12 protein-coding genes and 1 pseudogene are annotated in these 16,989 nt (G+C 34.9%); 6 read left to right on the forward strand and 7 right to left on the reverse strand.

The annotated features are described in order from the left end of the window. Nucleotides 1–6: 6 nt before the first annotated feature. A complete protein-coding gene (locus AAGD91_RS03420; RefSeq protein ID WP_341820607.1) occupies nucleotides 7–168 on the forward strand; it encodes a BRCT domain-containing protein in 162 nt (53 codons plus the stop codon). 345 nt (nucleotides 169–513) lie between these two features. Then, nucleotides 514–1,425 (forward strand): annotated as a pseudogene (locus tag AAGD91_RS03425) (Rpn family recombination-promoting nuclease/putative transposase). A gap of 58 nt (nucleotides 1,426–1,483) precedes the next feature. Here the strand turns inward: AAGD91_RS03425 and AAGD91_RS03430 are convergent. From AAGD91_RS03430 to AAGD91_RS03460, 7 genes are all read right to left on the reverse strand, one after another. After that, nucleotides 1,484–2,047: a latrotoxin-related protein gene (locus AAGD91_RS03430; RefSeq protein ID WP_341820608.1), complete on the reverse strand. Its 564-nt coding sequence runs from the start codon at nucleotides 2,045–2,047 to the stop codon at nucleotides 1,484–1,486. A gap of 80 nt (nucleotides 2,048–2,127) precedes the next feature. Next, nucleotides 2,128–4,746, reverse strand: coding sequence for an ankyrin repeat domain-containing protein (locus AAGD91_RS03435; protein WP_341820609.1), 2,619 nt, complete (start codon nucleotides 4,744–4,746; stop codon nucleotides 2,128–2,130). A 30-nt stretch (nucleotides 4,747–4,776) separates the two neighbouring features. Then, nucleotides 4,777–5,121 (reverse strand): hypothetical protein, encoded by a 345-nt coding sequence (locus tag AAGD91_RS03440; protein WP_341820610.1) that lies wholly within the window; start codon nucleotides 5,119–5,121, stop codon nucleotides 4,777–4,779. A 195-nt stretch (nucleotides 5,122–5,316) separates the two neighbouring features. Beyond that, the gene (locus tag AAGD91_RS03445; protein ID WP_341820611.1) at nucleotides 5,317–6,081 is read right to left on the reverse strand and encodes a hypothetical protein; all 765 of its coding nucleotides are present in this window, start codon (nucleotides 6,079–6,081) and stop codon (nucleotides 5,317–5,319) included. Continuing rightward, complete coding sequence (locus AAGD91_RS03450) at nucleotides 6,029–10,294, reverse strand: ankyrin repeat domain-containing protein (RefSeq protein WP_341820612.1); 4,266 nt, start codon at nucleotides 10,292–10,294, stop codon at nucleotides 6,029–6,031. Before AAGD91_RS03450 ends, AAGD91_RS03445 begins: the two co-directional genes overlap by 53 nt. A 27-nt stretch (nucleotides 10,295–10,321) precedes the next feature. Then, on the reverse strand, nucleotides 10,322–10,633 hold the full coding sequence (locus AAGD91_RS03455) for a hypothetical protein (RefSeq protein WP_341820613.1): 312 nt from the start codon (nucleotides 10,631–10,633) through the stop codon (nucleotides 10,322–10,324). 855 nt (nucleotides 10,634–11,488) lie between these two features. Next, nucleotides 11,489–12,466, reverse strand: coding sequence for an ankyrin repeat domain-containing protein (locus AAGD91_RS03460; RefSeq protein ID WP_341820614.1), 978 nt, complete (start codon nucleotides 12,464–12,466; stop codon nucleotides 11,489–11,491). Nucleotides 12,467–13,126: 660 nt separating this feature from the next. On the opposite strand from AAGD91_RS03460, the gene AAGD91_RS03465 reads away from it, so the two are divergent. From AAGD91_RS03465 to AAGD91_RS03480, 4 genes are all read left to right on the forward strand, one after another. Beyond that, the gene (locus tag AAGD91_RS03465; RefSeq protein ID WP_341820615.1) at nucleotides 13,127–13,261 is read left to right on the forward strand and encodes a hypothetical protein; all 135 of its coding nucleotides are present in this window, start codon (nucleotides 13,127–13,129) and stop codon (nucleotides 13,259–13,261) included. A gap of 40 nt (nucleotides 13,262–13,301) precedes the next feature. After that, nucleotides 13,302–13,853 carry a hypothetical protein gene (locus AAGD91_RS03470; RefSeq protein WP_341820616.1) on the forward strand — a complete coding sequence of 184 codons (552 nt, stop codon included), beginning with the start codon at nucleotides 13,302–13,304 and terminating at the stop codon, nucleotides 13,851–13,853. Continuing rightward, nucleotides 13,850–14,251 carry a hypothetical protein gene (locus tag AAGD91_RS03475; protein WP_341820617.1) on the forward strand — a complete coding sequence of 134 codons (402 nt, stop codon included), beginning with the start codon at nucleotides 13,850–13,852 and terminating at the stop codon, nucleotides 14,249–14,251. Before AAGD91_RS03470 ends, AAGD91_RS03475 begins: the two co-directional genes overlap by 4 nt. Nucleotides 14,252–14,410: 159 nt before the next feature. Further along, on the forward strand, nucleotides 14,411–16,855 hold the full coding sequence (locus tag AAGD91_RS03480; RefSeq protein ID WP_341820618.1) for an ankyrin repeat domain-containing protein: 2,445 nt from the start codon (nucleotides 14,411–14,413) through the stop codon (nucleotides 16,853–16,855). Nucleotides 16,856–16,989: the final 134 nt, after the last annotated feature.

Consider the following 16,989-nt stretch of genomic DNA (forward strand, 5'->3'; position numbering starts at 1 on the left):
GCACTAATGGAATCTTTAGGCGCGATTGTGAGTTCAAATGTATCGCCTAAAACGGACTTCTTGGTTGTCGGTGAAAAACCTGGGTCAAAGTATAAAAAAGCTTTAGAACTAGGTGTTAAAATTTTAACTGAGAAAGAATGGCTTTTTCATCATAAAAGAAACACTTAGACCAGTTCAGAATGGCCTTTATATGTATAACTTCAATTTTGGGGGCATAACTACTTAATTTCATCGCCAGGTTAGTCTCTTACACCCAAAATAAGTGTTTTTAGAGCTCTTTATAGCTACTAAATTCATGAATTCATTTGCCGGGGTTTTTAGGTATTTTATAGCGTGGCTTATAAAAAGATCTACAAAAACCTCTAAGGTGCGTAGTAGCATTCTAAAGCCATCTATGGGAGACATTTTTTTCATCAACGCATTCAAAACTTAAAAAAATAAACTAAAAATAAAGAAGTTGAATATTTTTTCAGAATTATGTATAATTATTAATGCTTTTTAGGTTAATTCGTTATGGCTCTTTCTAAGTTTCTCGATCCCAAAAATGATGTCGCCTTTCGCCGTATCTTTGGTACTGAAAAGAATAAAGATATCTTCATTCACTTCCTGAATGATATTCTGGGCTTTACTGGCAAAAATGCAATACAGGATATAGAGTTTTTAAGTACTATTCAAGACCCTGATATTGCCTCTAAAAAGCAAAGCATTGTTGATGTGTTGTGTAGGGATTCCACAGGAGTGCAATGCATAATTGAGATGCAGGTCGCTAAAACTAAAGGATTTGAAAAACGTGCCCAATACTATACTGCCAAAGCCTATTCAAGACAGGCTGACAAGGGCGATCAATACCATGACCTTAAGGAAATTATCTTTATTGCTATAGCAGATTGTATTTTATTTCCTGATAAGTCTGAGTACAAATCAAAGCATACTATTCGAGATGAAGACACTAATGAGCATGATCTAAAAGATTTTTATTTTATATTTATTGAATTGCCAAAATTTCCGAAAACAAAAGAAGATCAGTTAGAAAATATAGTTGAAAAATGGATATACTTCTTTAAATATGCAGATGAGACTAGTGAAGAAGAGCTGTAAAAAATAATAGGTAGTGATGTAATAATTAAAAAGGCCTATGAAGAGCTAAATAGATTTAACTGGTGAGAAAAAGAATTTATTGCCTATGAACAAGAGACAAAACGTATTCTTGATGAACAGGCTGTCCTCGCTCAAAAACTTGATGATGCTACTGAAAAAGGTAGAGAAGAAGGTAGACAAGAAGGCATCCAAATCGGTCATGAAAAAGGCAGAGCGGAAGGTCGAAAAGATAGGGATATTGAAGTCGCAAAAAACCTACTTAAGGCTGGTATCTCGATTGACGTCATTTCCCAAACAAACGCTCTTCCTAAAGCTGAAATAAAATAACTTCAGGAAGAAAATACTTTTTAACCATTTTTGTTAAGCTCTTCACAAAAGAGGGATTTCATAGCCCTAAAACATGCTTTATGCCTTTAGCTACTGATGTATCGCTTAAGAAGGTATCAGGCTTTTTAGATGGCTCCATTGCAACTACTTTCCTTGAAACACTAGATGTTGGCTGATCTGCAGTCTGCTTTTGTTGTAGAAATACAGTTTCCTTTTTAGCCAAAAACTCTTCTAGATGGCTTTTCACATGAACTAGAAACTCACCAGTTTGTTCAAACTCTGGACAAGCTTCTTTTGCAGATGAGTATAAGGTTTTTGATATTTCAGAGAATTTACCACTTCTTATTTGCCCGGCCACCTTTAAGAATACTTCTACAGGATTAAATTTTAGATTTGTAACTGGTATTCCTGATTCAATAGCAGCACTCTCTAATGCTTGTTCAAATTCTTTTGCAATAGGTAATGCATAAATTTGCGCTTCCTGTTCAGAAATACTCCTTATATCGTTAGAAATATACTTTTGGCCTGTAACTTTTCTTATAAATACATCTAATAAAAGAAGTGTACCATTTGTATCAATACCTTGAGCTGTAATAGCTTTAGAAGGTTGGGAATGCTTCATATCTATAGCTGGCTTAAAAGGAGAAGAGATAAACTGAGAAATACCTTTAACAGCATCTACTATAGTATTAGCAAAAACATTTATCCATAAAGATGGCTTGCTTGCTGCACTTGTAGCTTATTACTCTCTATTGCAGAATTATCATTTTCAATACTACGACTAGCCCCCTTTGATTTGAGGTGGATAGGACGTTCTCCCTCTTGTAAATACTTTTGTTCTCTATCATGATGACGGGAATGGTCTCCATGGTGATGACGGCGTCTACGTTGTATCAATCTTTCGTCTTGTTTCTCTCTTAAAAAGCTTTCCACTTTTGAACCAGGACGTGCCAGATCTAAAGGTGTCTTGCCAGTAGCGTCTGTGGCACTAGTATCAGCACCTCTTTCTATAAGAAGTTTAGCTACATCAAAACTACTTTCCATGGCAGCCCAATGCAAAGGTGTCTTATTATAATGATCTTTAGCGTTAACATCAGCACCTCTTTCTATAAGAAGTTTAGCTACCTCTAAATTGTTACTCATAGCAGCATAGTGCAAAGATGTCCAATTACCCCTATCTTTAGCATTAACGTCAGCACCACGGCCAAGAAGACCTCTAAATTGATCAAGATTATCATCTTTTGCAGCTTTAAGTAAAGAACTATTGTACTTACTTACAAGTTTTGCCTTCTCTTTTTCAAATTCTTTCACTGTACCTTCTGGATTACATGTAGAAACTACACACTTTCCATTAAAAACTGCTGTGTTACTAAAAGCAAACATCATTTTTCTTGCTGGCTGGTAAATGCTCCAATTCTTAACTGTTGCAATGGCCTTACCTCCGAACGATAAAATTAAATCCCTACCAATGATTTCTACACTGCAATCTAATATAGACCTACTCTTTAGATCCATTAAACCAATCTGACGTTTATTGGTAGGTTGGTTATGATAAATCTCTAATCCTTCTTTACTTACTTGATAATATCTAAAAAAATTAGTGTTACTCATCGGGATAGCAGTAACTAATTGATCTACTTCTGTTAGGTTTAATTGACAATTATCCGGGTAAAAGTATAAATCAGTACTTCCTTTTTGAAAAAATCCTGGTAAATTAACTGTCAAATTTTTGTCTTTATTAGTTTCCATAAGTACAAGATTGTCGTGAACACGATAGAATGACGTATTGTTTAAATGTGCACCAATTGCAATCATTTGATGGCTTCTCATCTGATCTTCTGTTACATTATAGAAATTCCTTTTACTTGTAGCATGATAAAAAGGTATAAACTGCACAGATTGTATATCTGGTGCTTCCCATGTTCCTTCTACTATTTTATCGCAACTTCTCTTCCCTTGCGCAGATGGTACAAAAAACCTCTCTCTCTTACCGTCCATAAGCACCAAATGTCTATACTCATCACTTAAAAAATAATCTCTTATTTTTATATACGTGTTGTTTAATTGACCAAGCAGAAGGTGACATCCATATACTGTAGCTTCAGGAATTATTGGCATCTCTAGTATATCTAATTCCTTGTCTTTTGCCCCATTATCAACTTCTATAAAATAATTTAGATCCTGCTTAACATTTCTGGCAGAAAATATATAAAGATCACCGCCTTCTCCACCACTAGCAAACCCGCTTCCTTCCAGAAAAATAACATCAGATACCGTAGAACCTAGTATGCTCTCATTAGAAACCTCCGTATTAAAACTGCTCTCCTTTATTGTGCTACACACTTTGTAACCATCATAACTCTTGGCAATCTTTTCATGCCAATTTAAAAGCGCACTTCTATCTTTTACCATTGCATAATAAGCCACATATAATTGTTTTTTATCTTTAATAGTTGATATATATCTCAATTTTTTATTCTTTTCTTCATTCTCTTCCAATTTCTGCAATTCATCTACCTTTTTACTTACTTCTTCCCCTGTTATTCCTGCTTCATTCAATGACGCCTCGAATTTTGATGCTGTCTCTTCTTTCATTATTGCCTTTCTTGCCTTGGCCAATTCTTCCCGTAACCTTAACCTTGCTTCAAATTTTCCTTTTCCTGTTTGCTTTGTCTTCTCCACCTCTATTTTTGCATCCAATACTTTTTGCACTGCTACCAATGCAAATTCTGATCTTCCACTTTTTACATCAGACTCTTCTACACCTTCCTCTACTATTTCCTCTATTCCATCATCATTTGCCTCTTTTCTTGCTTTAAATTCTTCGTACTCTGCTTCTTTTTTTGCACAACCCAATATTTTTAACATATCAGATAATCTGTTTTTTTCTTTATATGCATTACACCATACTTCTAGTTTTTCTTTTGATGACTGACCTACCGAGGAAGCCACACCCAAGCATCCTCCCTTTGTTTCTGACACTCCATTTATTCCTGCCGCACGAATGTCAAAGTATTTATCTAATTCTCTTGTAAATTTTTCTTGCAGTTCTCTAACTTCACCTTTCACCATTTCCAATGCTTTTTCTTCTACTACCTCTTCCCATGCTTTTTCAGCTTCTTCTGTTTCCTTATTCCACAAATCCTCCCTTTTTTTCTTCCATTTCGTTTCTATTGCATCACTTCTTGCCTTACATGCCTTGACTAACTTCTTTAATGCTTGATCTTTTTCTCTTTTTGCCGTTCGAAATCCAGCATCCGTATAGTCAAATGTTTCACGCACCGCATTTTTATCCTGTGCCGAACACTCTTCACTATTCAATATCTCTTCACGCGCTTTACGCAGTTTTGACTAATCTAACTCCTTAACTGCATTTTCCCCCAACACTATCTGTGAATGTTCACTTTTTGCTGTATCATTATACAACTTCTGCTCCTCCTTTAATATTGTTCGCTTTTCTTCCCATATTTCTTCTAGAGTCTTCTCCATAATTCCTTCTATCTTTTCTTTATTCAGAGTTATGTCTGCACTGAGAGCAAATGAATCAACTTTTACGGCTTTACCACCTTTTCCATCCAAGTCAATCAATGGCACAATTGTGCTACCATGCTTGTCAACTAACGTAAAACGGCCAGCATTTTGCTTGTCTAAATAGTTTAAAATATCAAGAGTGAATTTTTCTTCATTTGTATTCAATAGTATCTCTAAAGATAGGCTACCGTTTACAGTATAAGTAATATTATGACAATCATTTAACAATGCAGTTTCAGGAAAAATTATTACTCCTTTACCTTCAATGTCAATTGATGAATGACCAATACTTGGTATTACGTAAAACTTATGATCACCATCACGTTTACTCCTTACTTGAGTATTTCCATAAATAGCTGCTTATCTGCAATCATTAATATAATCTAGACCATGCTCAGCTCCTCTACTATCTACCACCATATCATCTTGTGAGCAATTTACCGTCTCTGATTTTTTTTTGCTACCAATCAAGTAATTAATCTTCTTCATTATTATATTAAACAATACGCCGTTTTCACTGTCGTACTGAATGTCACGCTCCAAATGACTAACATTTATTATGTTAGTTGCGTTATTACCACCAAAAATTCTACCCCTAAACCCTGAGTCCACTAACGTAAATATGTTGACAGTACCATTACCACCATAAACTTCTATTGTTCCTTCGCGAATAACAAATTCATTTTCCCATTTACTGCTTCCATATATTTTTCCAGAACTTACTAAATTAAGATCAAAAAAAACTCTTCCATCGGTATTTTTCCTTACAGCATTTCTAACTCTTCCTGCATGGACTATTACCATCGCGTTTTCACAGTGAAACATACCTTTAGGATCAATAACAGTAGGCTGCATTCCTCCCGAAGCGCCACTACCAAGTGTACAATCATAACCGTACTTTTCCTCTTCACTTGGGCATTCAGGCAGACAAATACGATAATAGTTACTATCATTTCCAATGGGATTGAAGCCAGCAAAACGAGAAAATTTATCGGCGTAGTGCAATTCTGCCATATTAACTACTGCATGCGCTGCTTTTGTATAGGGTCCTCTTGGAATAGGAGCGGGTCTGTTAGGGTCTGAGGGCGGGCATCCCAGAAAAACTTCCTCCAAAATGACAATCATCGTCTGGACGACTATTATCTCCTTCAACAGTAGTATGCCCAAGACCCATCATGTGAGCAAGTACAGAGCTACTGTCATTGCCTAATGCTTCACTTTTTTGACGAATCAGAGAATCCACTACTTGTTTCCTAAATACAATATATTCCACGTTCTCGGGTAGGGGCTGGAGAGCAAAAGTATGCCAGAATGTGCGAAGTTCCTCATCAGCAGTTAGGCGATATTCCCGCAGCTCAGCTAGCATACTTGCACCGCTGTAAAATCCTTGACCCATAACCATTGTAAATCCAAAGATAGTTCCAGCTATTGGCATTGAGAATACGGCAAAAACCACACCTGACAGAACCGATACAGAAGAAAATGTGACCCCCGCAATAGCATCCCGCAATTCTTTAGAGCCTTTTTTTGCCTTAAAGAGATCAGTTAATGAAATAATCAAATCAACAATATCAAACACATTACTAATCGATCCGCCAACACCACGTGCAATATAGGCCCCACCTTTTATTTGCCCAATCGCCTTGGAGAGATGATTCACTATACTATTTTCAATAAGATCTGAAAGTGGAGAAAAGGCCATTTCACCAGCACCTAGACCAAATTCCAGCATATCTCCTTGGCTTAGAGCATACAAAGTACCATGAATACTTCTAATAAAACTGATTCTACCTGCAGCATTAACTAACATATTAGATATTTTAGGTTTGCTTAAAATATCTTTCGTTCTCTTTTTGTCTATTTTTCCATCGTTTATACTTCCTTTTATCTCTTCTACAATATTTCTAATCTCTGGATCTATTAAATCTAGGTTTACATCTTTAGTTCTTGCCACAAGTACTTTTTCAATGTCTTGACTTAAAGTCCCTCCTTCAGATATCTGCTCAGAAGCCTTAAGAAGCACATCGTAAAGTTCAGCGACCCCCATCTCTTCTCTAATCTCATTACTATCAAATAACTCCCTAATCAGTGCTTCCTTTTTTCCTTGCTCTTCAGCATTTTCTTCATCACGTGAGTCTATGCATGATCCTTTTGTACTTCTTTTCTTTCTATTACCTTGTCCTAAACAACCATCTAAATCTAGCATCTCGATATTATCTAAATCACCTGATAATGATGCATCAATCTCAATATCATCTAAATTACTTGGTTGTGATTCCTTCATATAGTAATCGATAAAATCCTCTACACTAGGATTCTGTCTATTTGTCTGCGCTAAGACTAATTGACGGTCAATAATAGGTTCAATATTCGGATTCCCAGCTACTCTATCGATATTATTTAGTACAACTTGTTGTACTTCCATACTTGATACACCTTGTTGTAGTGTATCATCTATTGGGTGTAATATTTGATTGGATGACCACATAAGACTGCGTGCACTCCCTTCTGAATTAAGCCGTTGCTTTTGCTGTTCTCCGATTTCCTGCAGTCGTCTCTTCTGCTCATCATTAAACAATACTATTCTTTTTTCTTCGCTCTTAGAGAAATCCTCTCTATATATTGGATATAAATACTCGCCAGTTTTTTTTGGCCATAAACTCAGATTTATCATCGCAGCTCTTGAACTAATACTCTTATCAGGATGATTGGGAGTAGCGTGCACTAATTTCCTGTCTTTCACAACGTATACCACTCCTGGCAGTAAGGATCTAGCTACGTTAATTGAAATAACATTAACCCTTGCAGAATAATGATAGATCTGCTTTAAAACTTGATTAATGTTATTATCAGACACTAGATATCTTCCACTTTCATCAAAAGTGGCACGATCTCTTCCTCCATATACATGTATGTCTATCTTATTTTGAGAAGGAAATTGTTCCAGTATTTGCTCAATAAATTTAAGCGGTCCTGAATATCTATCAAAATGAGACAGAGCAACTTTGTCTGTTTTTGTATCGTGAGCAACTACCGCTACACATTGCTGAATATTGTATGTGCCAATATTTTCATTGTAAGCTATTCCCATTTCACGTTGTAACACTACATGAGCACTATTATCCAGATTACCTTGAGTAAGTTTATATGCCTCACTATAATGAAAAGATTGTTTCCACTTGACATGTTCTGGATTTAATCTGAGGCTTGATTCTAATTGTCGTTCTGTTACTACTGAGTAAATTCCAGCTAACGCCAAATGGGAACACAGCTTGTCTATACGTGCATTACTATCCTCTATGGTTTGTATATGACCATTCATATAGCCCTTCACAATATCATCTAAATCTAGATGTATCCTTGCTAATTGCTGATAAGGATGCTCTAGAAGATCATACCGCTCTGCTGATTTATACCATTTAATACTTTCCTCTATATTGGGTTTTGCTTGTTTAAGTTGAGAAGATCTCATATATACGAAGCCTAATAACCAATAGGTATGACCTAGTTCAACTTTTTCATCAGGTGAGTTCAATCCATTTGCTTGATAATACCCAATAGAATATGTTAGTGATATGATAGCACTCGAATATTTTCCTCTTTCGTTGAAGAGAAATCCTTCTTGATAAAATCTTCTTGCTCTATCTAGATATGCATTTCCATAGTCTTGAGGCACATCAGGAAGGCTTGGAAAACTAGATTTTGAACCTAATTCTCTTGTCTTCCAACTTTGATAGTCTGATTGTCTTAAAATAGACAGTGTTCTTTCATACTCAGGACTTGTCTCTAATCCTTGTACTGCTTCCTCAATTAATTCAATCGCTGTTCTTCCACCTCCATCTCGAATATCTAAATCCTTTTGTGTAGCAACACGGACTAAAAGCTCTAAAATCTCGTGTTCATTTCTAGCAGCAGCTTCGTGAATAGCAGTCCTACCTTCCAAATTCTGTATGGATAAAATTTTCATTTGAGGAAACAAGTAATCCCTTTTAAGGAAAAGCTTAACTATATACCTATTACGATTTATTACCGCTTCGTGCAGCGGAGTATTCCCTAGATAATTTTTTTTACTGATATCACCCATAGCTCGAGCAAGAACTTCAGCTAAATCGCGTTCTTGTCGCATCTCTTCATTTGTTTTTCCTTCATCATTTATACCTATACTTTTAGCAATGTAGTGTAATGGTATATTTTTACGACTAAAATCCAATCGCTCTAAACCCACTTTATTAATCATGTCTAAAAGCACAGATGTTCTTCTGTGAAGAACAACAAAAGTAAAAGGGGTGTCAGGATTAAAAGGCCCTACATATTCTTGATTAACTTCCTCTGGAAGTGAATCATCTGAAAATGGTCCATATAGAGATAGTTTACCATAACTTACTGCTGAACCCAGAGTTGGTTTATTAGGATCTGCTCCTTTAGCAATAAGCTCTTTTGCAATTCTATTCATTGAATAATTGATTTCTCTTACGATCTCATGCTCCGAATGAATAAGCTTTACTAAAATATTCCTTTCAGCTAGAGCAAGTTCTCTATTAATGTACCTTTCTATAGGATTAAGGATTTCGATAAAAAAACTTCTAGTAATACTTGATTGTCCACCAAGAGAAGCAACATGCAGCGGTGTCCAACCTTCACCAGTAATAGCAGCGCTAATATCGATTCCTTTATGAAGGTAGTAGTTTATTAGAGAAATAGCATAATCAGCTTTACCTTCGATAATTGCTTGACCTAAAAATGTAATTCCTTGCCCTGGATCACGAGAAGTAATGTCAATTTCATTGTGATCTAAGAATCCTTCAATGTCTTGATTGATTCCATCGGGATCTTGATTACCCCTTATAATGTTTAGTAGATCCTCATACAACCTTCTTGAATTGTTGTCTCCTAACCCACCCATATCTCTCTCCTTAGCGGATAGCTTTTTATATAGATCTATACCATCAAATAAACTTCGAAGCGCTTCTCTTTCTATATCAGAAAACTCATCGATTCCACTATTATGATATAGTCCAAGTTTACCTAGCAAATTCGCTCCATCAGATGGTACAGGTATACTAAGTAATTTCCGCAATCCACTTAAAATTCGTCCCTCCTTCTCATTATCTATATTTCTCACCTCCTCCATACCTTCTTCTTCAGCATGTTCAATTGCTTTCCTACATCGATCTATAATAGATTCAGAATCTCTTTCTCGACTCTGTCCATAACCAAGATAATATCTTAATACTATCATAAAATCTTCTCTTATTTCTTGTAGCTTTTCTCTACTTGGACGATAATCCTCCATCTGAAACATTTGTTCAATATCACCAGATCGTATACTTTCACTCATTATTCTCATATTTTCTAAAGCAAAGATTCAACAGTTAAATGAATCTTCTTGCTGTCTTATAGGAAAACTAAGAATACTATGGCCCTCTCCCATCACTACCTCATTAATCCAACTAGGAGCGTTATTTCCAAGAGAATCAATATAATAAGCTGAAAGAGATTGTTGATTGTGGGAAGTAACAACCAATGTTACCCAGTGACTTCCTTCTGGATTGGCCTCACTTCTTCCTAAGTTGATAATAAGCGCCAGTGATCGTCTATTATGTCCCACTAATTTATCTTTGTATTTTTGTAATTGTCGCTTCAGTTGTTCTGCTGATCCAACTACTTCAAATATCACGTTGCCATCATCTCCATACCATCCATATCGAAACTTTGCTATATTAGCAATGTCTTCTTGACTTAACCAATAAGTGTAATCTCCTCTCTCAGTTGCGCTGATGAAAGCACTAGATCTAAGATCAGAGTTTTCATTCCTAGAATCTGCCTGCCCAGGAGAACGACGAGATCTACGTCCTTGTAATAAAAGCTTACGAAAATCTTGAGTATGATTTCTTGGACTTACTGTTGTTTCAACGTTTAAATCAGTTTTGTTACCTACATCGGAAACATTATTAGAATATCGTGCATTGGCCTTATTAAAAATATAAATGGACTTGCTTATTACCAGAGACTAAGTCCATTTTCAACAAGAATATTCTCTTGCAATATATATTTTCACTTTTTTACCACAGTTAGATCAAATAAAGCATTAATAGCAATACTCAAAGGATAATCTCATTAAGAAAAAATGGTCTTATTGCATAGCAAGTTGATAAATAAGATAATGCTTTGATTTTTGAGAAAGTTTTAATTTTAAATTAGATAATTCTTCCTTCTTTTTACTCCATTAACTTGAGCATATAGATTTTTTAACATCTTCTACTAAAAATTATCGTGCTTTCAAAACAAAAAAATTGATTACTACTTCTTCTGCAATAAATCCATATGGTTATTCAGAAAGAACGTGATAACCAGCTGCTAAATGTTGCTCAACGTTTGGATTATCAAGTCTTCTGCTTTGTTTTATAGCTTTTACAAATGCTTGCAACTCCAATCTAGGAACATGCCTCTTTTAACATCCTTAAAATCCACAAATTCAATCAGAGATTTTTCTATTTTTAGGAAATCTACTACAATATTATTCTTGTAAATTTCAAAAAAAGCTTTTATACGAGTAGATGTCATGCCCACACTTTGTCAACAAAATATCAACTAGTGGTTTGTGATTATATAGAAAAATTTCTTTTTTTACTTCATTAGCTTTGTGAATTAAAATATGAGCATACTCTGGATATCGCTCTTTTATGTCTGTATCTCTTTCATTGTTAAATTTGTTGGATATATTTTCATTTGCTTCCCATATACTAACTAGTTTATTGATGTTGCTCTCCTTCAAAAACTCATATAATGACTTATCTTCTTTTGCAAGTTTTTCAACATCTTTCTTACACTTTTGCAAACTTGCTTCATAGCTATTAGCTATAGTCCTATTATACTCTGGTTGAACACGATTTATAAGTTTATTTTTTAATTGCAAATTCGCTTGATTAATATGTAAGCCAGCAACTTCTAGTTTCGCTATGTGACTTACTATGCACTGACAAGCAGCTATTTCGTTTGTTCTTATGGCAGGATGTAATGCAACGCATCCTACTCCATCTCCTTTATTAATATCTGCACCTTTATCTATTAGAGCTTGTACTATTTCTACATAGCCAAGTTCAGCAGCTATTATCAAAGGAGTATACCCATCTTCAGTTGGTTCATCAACATCTACTCCTCCGTCTATTAGAACTTTCGCTATTTCTAAATGATGATCGATAATAGCCAAAACTAATAAGGGCGATCTAACATATCCGAGTACTTTACTAATAGTTTTTCCTTTGTATATTAAAACTCTTAATATTTCTACATTGCCACTTTCAATAGCTAACAGTAATGGAGTCCATGTATGCTTACATGCTTTGTTAATATCTGGGCCTATACTTATTAGAACATTTACTACATTTGTACAGTTACTTTTAATGGCTAAGTTGAATAATGTATGATCCTCAATATTATTACCGTCAGTAACTTTAAACAGATGACCTACATCGAAATTGGTGTCTTTCCACTCACAATATTCCTTCAAGCTCTCCAAGCTTAACTTTTCTTTTATTCTTTCAACTATGTTACCTTTATCTAGATCATTGTCAGCATTTATAGCACTTAATATCTCTTTCCATATTCCCTCAAAAGAAAATGCTACTTATATCATATATTAGCAAAATAGTCAAATCTTTTCTTCTAGAGGTAAGCTTTGTCAATACTCTTACAAAACGTTACTGTAGTAAATATGTAATGGGGTTATCATAACGCTAACTATATCTCAAATGAATTATCATTACATAATATTAATAAATTAATAATATAGTCATTTCCAGCAACCGAAACCAGCTAGCGTGAGAACAATTTTGTTGGGAATGTGTTGGTCTACCGCTTGTTCTGTGTGAACTTTTCTTTATAATAATTCCACCATACCGTAAAGTCAGCTACACTAGCCTACTTTAGCCACATTTATATACGAATTAATTTGCCTAGCTTTGTTGCAATAATTTTACGTTTTTATTTTCACAACCCTATTTTTACGCAACGCGTTCTCACAAAGGTAGGTACTATTTTCGGAGAAAGTAAATAATTAAAATTTTTGTGGTGCTACAGAATCTAGTATTTTCTATAAGTTTTCACATAATTGACAATCACTGAAATACTGGCTAAAATATTTATATGATAATGTTTGGTAGAGAAAAGAATGAATTTTGACGAACATGTTAAGGAAGTTGTCCTTTATTGTCAGTACACTATAGATATAAGTGAACTAGTGAGCTTTTTACAAAATAGAACAGACAAGAATGGGGAAGTTTTTGGTATCATATTAGGAGTATAGCTAGGAACTCATTCAAACTTGAGAATGTAGAACGGAAGGTTTGAACCACACAAGTTTGTGGGCTGATGTAGTGAATAATGTAAGGGGCTTTATTAATAATGTGCCAGAAGAATTTGATAGATTTAGGGTAGGTGGACGTTTTACTGAAAGCTTTCGTGATATAGGGGTTGATAAGCTACCAGGTAATTCTTTCGTTGTTTGGGCAAAGACTACTAAAGCTGAAATGAAGATAATCGATGAAAAAGAAAAAGAGAAGCTAAGAGAGGAAAATAAACAAGCAGAAAAAAGGGTTGGGCAAGAAGCTCAAAGGGCTGAACAAACTAAGGAAGTAAGTGCGGTTCTTTCAGAAGCGGTATTTGATTCGGATATGGATAAAGATCTAAAGAAAGCAACAATTAAAAGCCTAGTTGATATCACAAGCGCAATTGTACAACATGTTATAGAGTATAATTCCTCTCCAGAACAAGTAATAAATTCAATAATTGAAGAGATAAAATGTAATAAAGATCAGGTATTGAAAGATAAGACGGTCAGTACTCAGCTGATAGAAATAGGTATAAGTAAAGGTGTAAGTGCAGGAATAGGAAAATGACTATGGTAATCCCTGAGAGGATATGCGAAAGTTCTATACAGCAGGATAATGTTATAAAGTTTCTATCGAGCCATAAAAAATATCGGATATTTGGGTGGGAATTTGGTCCTACACTATTGGACCACTTATACAGGGTAAAAGAGGGTAACCATCCAGACTATACAAAAAATGGTTTGATTTTAACTTATAGTATTGCTTCTATTGCTGCATTTGTTTCGCTTGCATCGACACGTAGAGCAACAGTTGCCGCGGCAGTAACTTTAGGAATAATATTATTAGGAATAGCTACAACTGCTACCATTGATTATCAAAAGACAAAGAGAAAAGATAGTGATGAGTTGATTGATCAATCTGAGTTATTAAGGCTGCTAGGTAAAACACGACAATATTGGTGGTAGCCATGGAGTTCCAAGATTAGTGAGGTTACTCTGACTGAAAATAAAAAAGAAAGAGCAGAAAAGTATTCAAGCTATTCTTTCTTGTATCGGGTAATATTGGTGCTGTTTACATCAGTACTTACCCATCGTCTTATTCTTTTTCAACAAAATGGGGGTTATATGGGAAAAAGCGATCTAAAACGTAGTGTATCTGATTCTGAACTGGTTGTTAGATCACGTGGTGTAGGTGTACCTTTATCTAGAAGAACGGAAGAAACAACAAAACAGCAGCCAGGTCCTTCGGGTTCAACAGTACAACCTGGTGCTTTATGGAATATTGAATCTATCAATTTTCTTGAATTCGCAATGGTTTATAATATGAATTTAGAATGGGCATTATATTCTCTTGGCTTTTCTTCTCAAACTTTAACTAAACTAGATGAAAGTTTAGCCCGTGTCAGAGACTTAGGTTACAGTAAAGAAGCAAGAGAGGAATATGACTCATCGTTTAAAGAAATATTCATGAAGCAATACAGGCAGTTAGCGCTAAAATTTCATCCAGACAAGCAACATGAAGAAACAAAGAACTCATCAGGTGCACAAGGGAAGAGTGAAAAAATGGATAATCTCAATAAGATGAATCAAATTATGGAAAAATTATATGAAGTTTCAAAAGAAAAGGATAGTTTTAGATATACACTATTTTCTAAAATAGCATTCGACTTACTACACCAAAAGAGAGAAGAATGTGCAACTTTGATAAATGGTAATGTAGTAGCAGAGCTAGAAAACGTGACGATTTGGCGCCAATCTGGCTTAATGTATAGTCGTAATGAATTCTTAAGTAATGCGCAAAAGTACCTTGGTCAGTATGGGAATAATTTACATGAAAATAAGAAATTGGAAGATGATTTTCGTAAGCTACAGGAGCAGTACATTAGGGAATATGAGCAATTATGGCTTACAGAGTTGAGAGGACTAAACAATAGATGCAAGAAAAAAGACGAGCTAAAAGTTATAATGGATGAAGTTGATAATCTTGTGAACAAAAGCACCAGGCAACTTAATATATTGAATAGTATAATAGGAAAAAAAGGTAAGCCTGATTCATTCTGGGGAAGCGTGTGGAGTGTTATAACTAGACAGAATGATAGTGCAGGCAAAGAGTTTAATGAACAACAATCAAAAATTCCCGAAAGAGAACAGCGTAAAAATGGGGATATTGATGAATGTTTTGTACTACCAATATTAGAGTACAGCTATGTTATGGGTATGTATAAAAAACTATCAAAGGCAGGTATTCCGAAAAGTCTAGTTGTTGAATTTAGAAGATATGCAAAAGTAGAAGGAACTGAGGAGTTTAATATTCAGGAAAGAGTGGGCAAACTATCATTTGAAGAATTACAGAAAGAGATTGAAGTATTGGAAGACTTTCTGTTTAATCAAAGAGACCTAAACCTGCAGGAACAGGAGGCAATGAAGTATATTAACCACGATAAAGTAAAAGCAAAAGTAATATTAGTACAAGCACTAGAGGAGTATGGAAAGTTTTTAGAAGATAAATTTAAAAAGGAGAAGACATTGTTTCAAAGAATGGAAGAAGAGATAAAAGAAATACAAAGGGATAAGAGAAAAATAAAGAAGGAAACCGAGAAGATGCAAAAAGTAGCAGAACAAGCAAAATTAAGGGCTGAACAGACTGGAATAGTAAGTACAATTTTTTTAGAGATGATGCTCGACTTCGAAATGGATAGAGAGTTAGAGAAAATAACATTAAATAGTCAAACTATTATCGTGCAGGCAGTCGTACAATGTGTCATAGAACACAGATTACCTCCAGAACAAATACTGAACGCAATAATTGAAGAAATAAAATCTAATGAAGGCCAAATTAAAAAGGAAGGTAAAGTTAATGTTGAATTGATTGAAAATGTAGTAAGTGGTTTTGTAATTGCAGTAGATGAAGAGCAAACTGAATCGAGCATGGACGTAGAAGGGGCTTGTAAGTCTGAACATGAGAAGAATTTGGAACCGCAGTCAAAAAGTACGTTTGATAGTCAAGAAGATGAATTAGAGGTTGAAGAATTTTTTAGAGAACAAAGAATTAGTAAAGAAATAAATGCTGATTACATTGATCAAAATGGATTATTACACCGTGCAGCATGGGAAGGTAAGTTAAAGGTTGTAGAATTTCTAATTTGCAAAGGTGCTAGTGTTAATGCTGAGTATGCTAATTGTGGAAAGCCTATACACATTGCTACAGCAGCAGGTCATAGGAATATCGTAAAGTTTTTTCTACTTAATGGTATAAATGTTAACGAGGCCGACAAATCTGGTTATACACCGCTACACTGTGCAGCATACAATGGTCAATTGGAAATGGTGCAGTTTTTGATTGCTTGTGGAGCAAATACCCACACTAAAGCTCAGAACGGTGCAACACCTTTACACTTTGCTGCTTATTATGGTTACTTAGATACAGCCAAGTTTCTTGTGGAAAAAGGGGCTAATATTAATGTTGAAGATAATTATAAAAATACCCCTATGGGTTTAGCTATTGCACAAAACAAGCAAGATATTATAGAATTTTTTAATGTACTATTCCTACTCCTAACTCTAGTCTAGAAGGAGTTTCTACCTGTAGTGGCAATACTAGGTTGCAGAAGTGATTTTTGGGAGCTATTCAAAATCCCATACGCTCAAGGTAAGGAGAAATAGCAGAGAAATAAATATTGAGTTAATAATTTAGAGATTCTTCT

The organism is Wolbachia endosymbiont (group A) of Myopa testacea (genome assembly GCF_964027115.1).
In the GTDB taxonomy this organism is placed as follows: Bacteria; Pseudomonadota; Alphaproteobacteria; order Rickettsiales; family Anaplasmataceae; genus Wolbachia.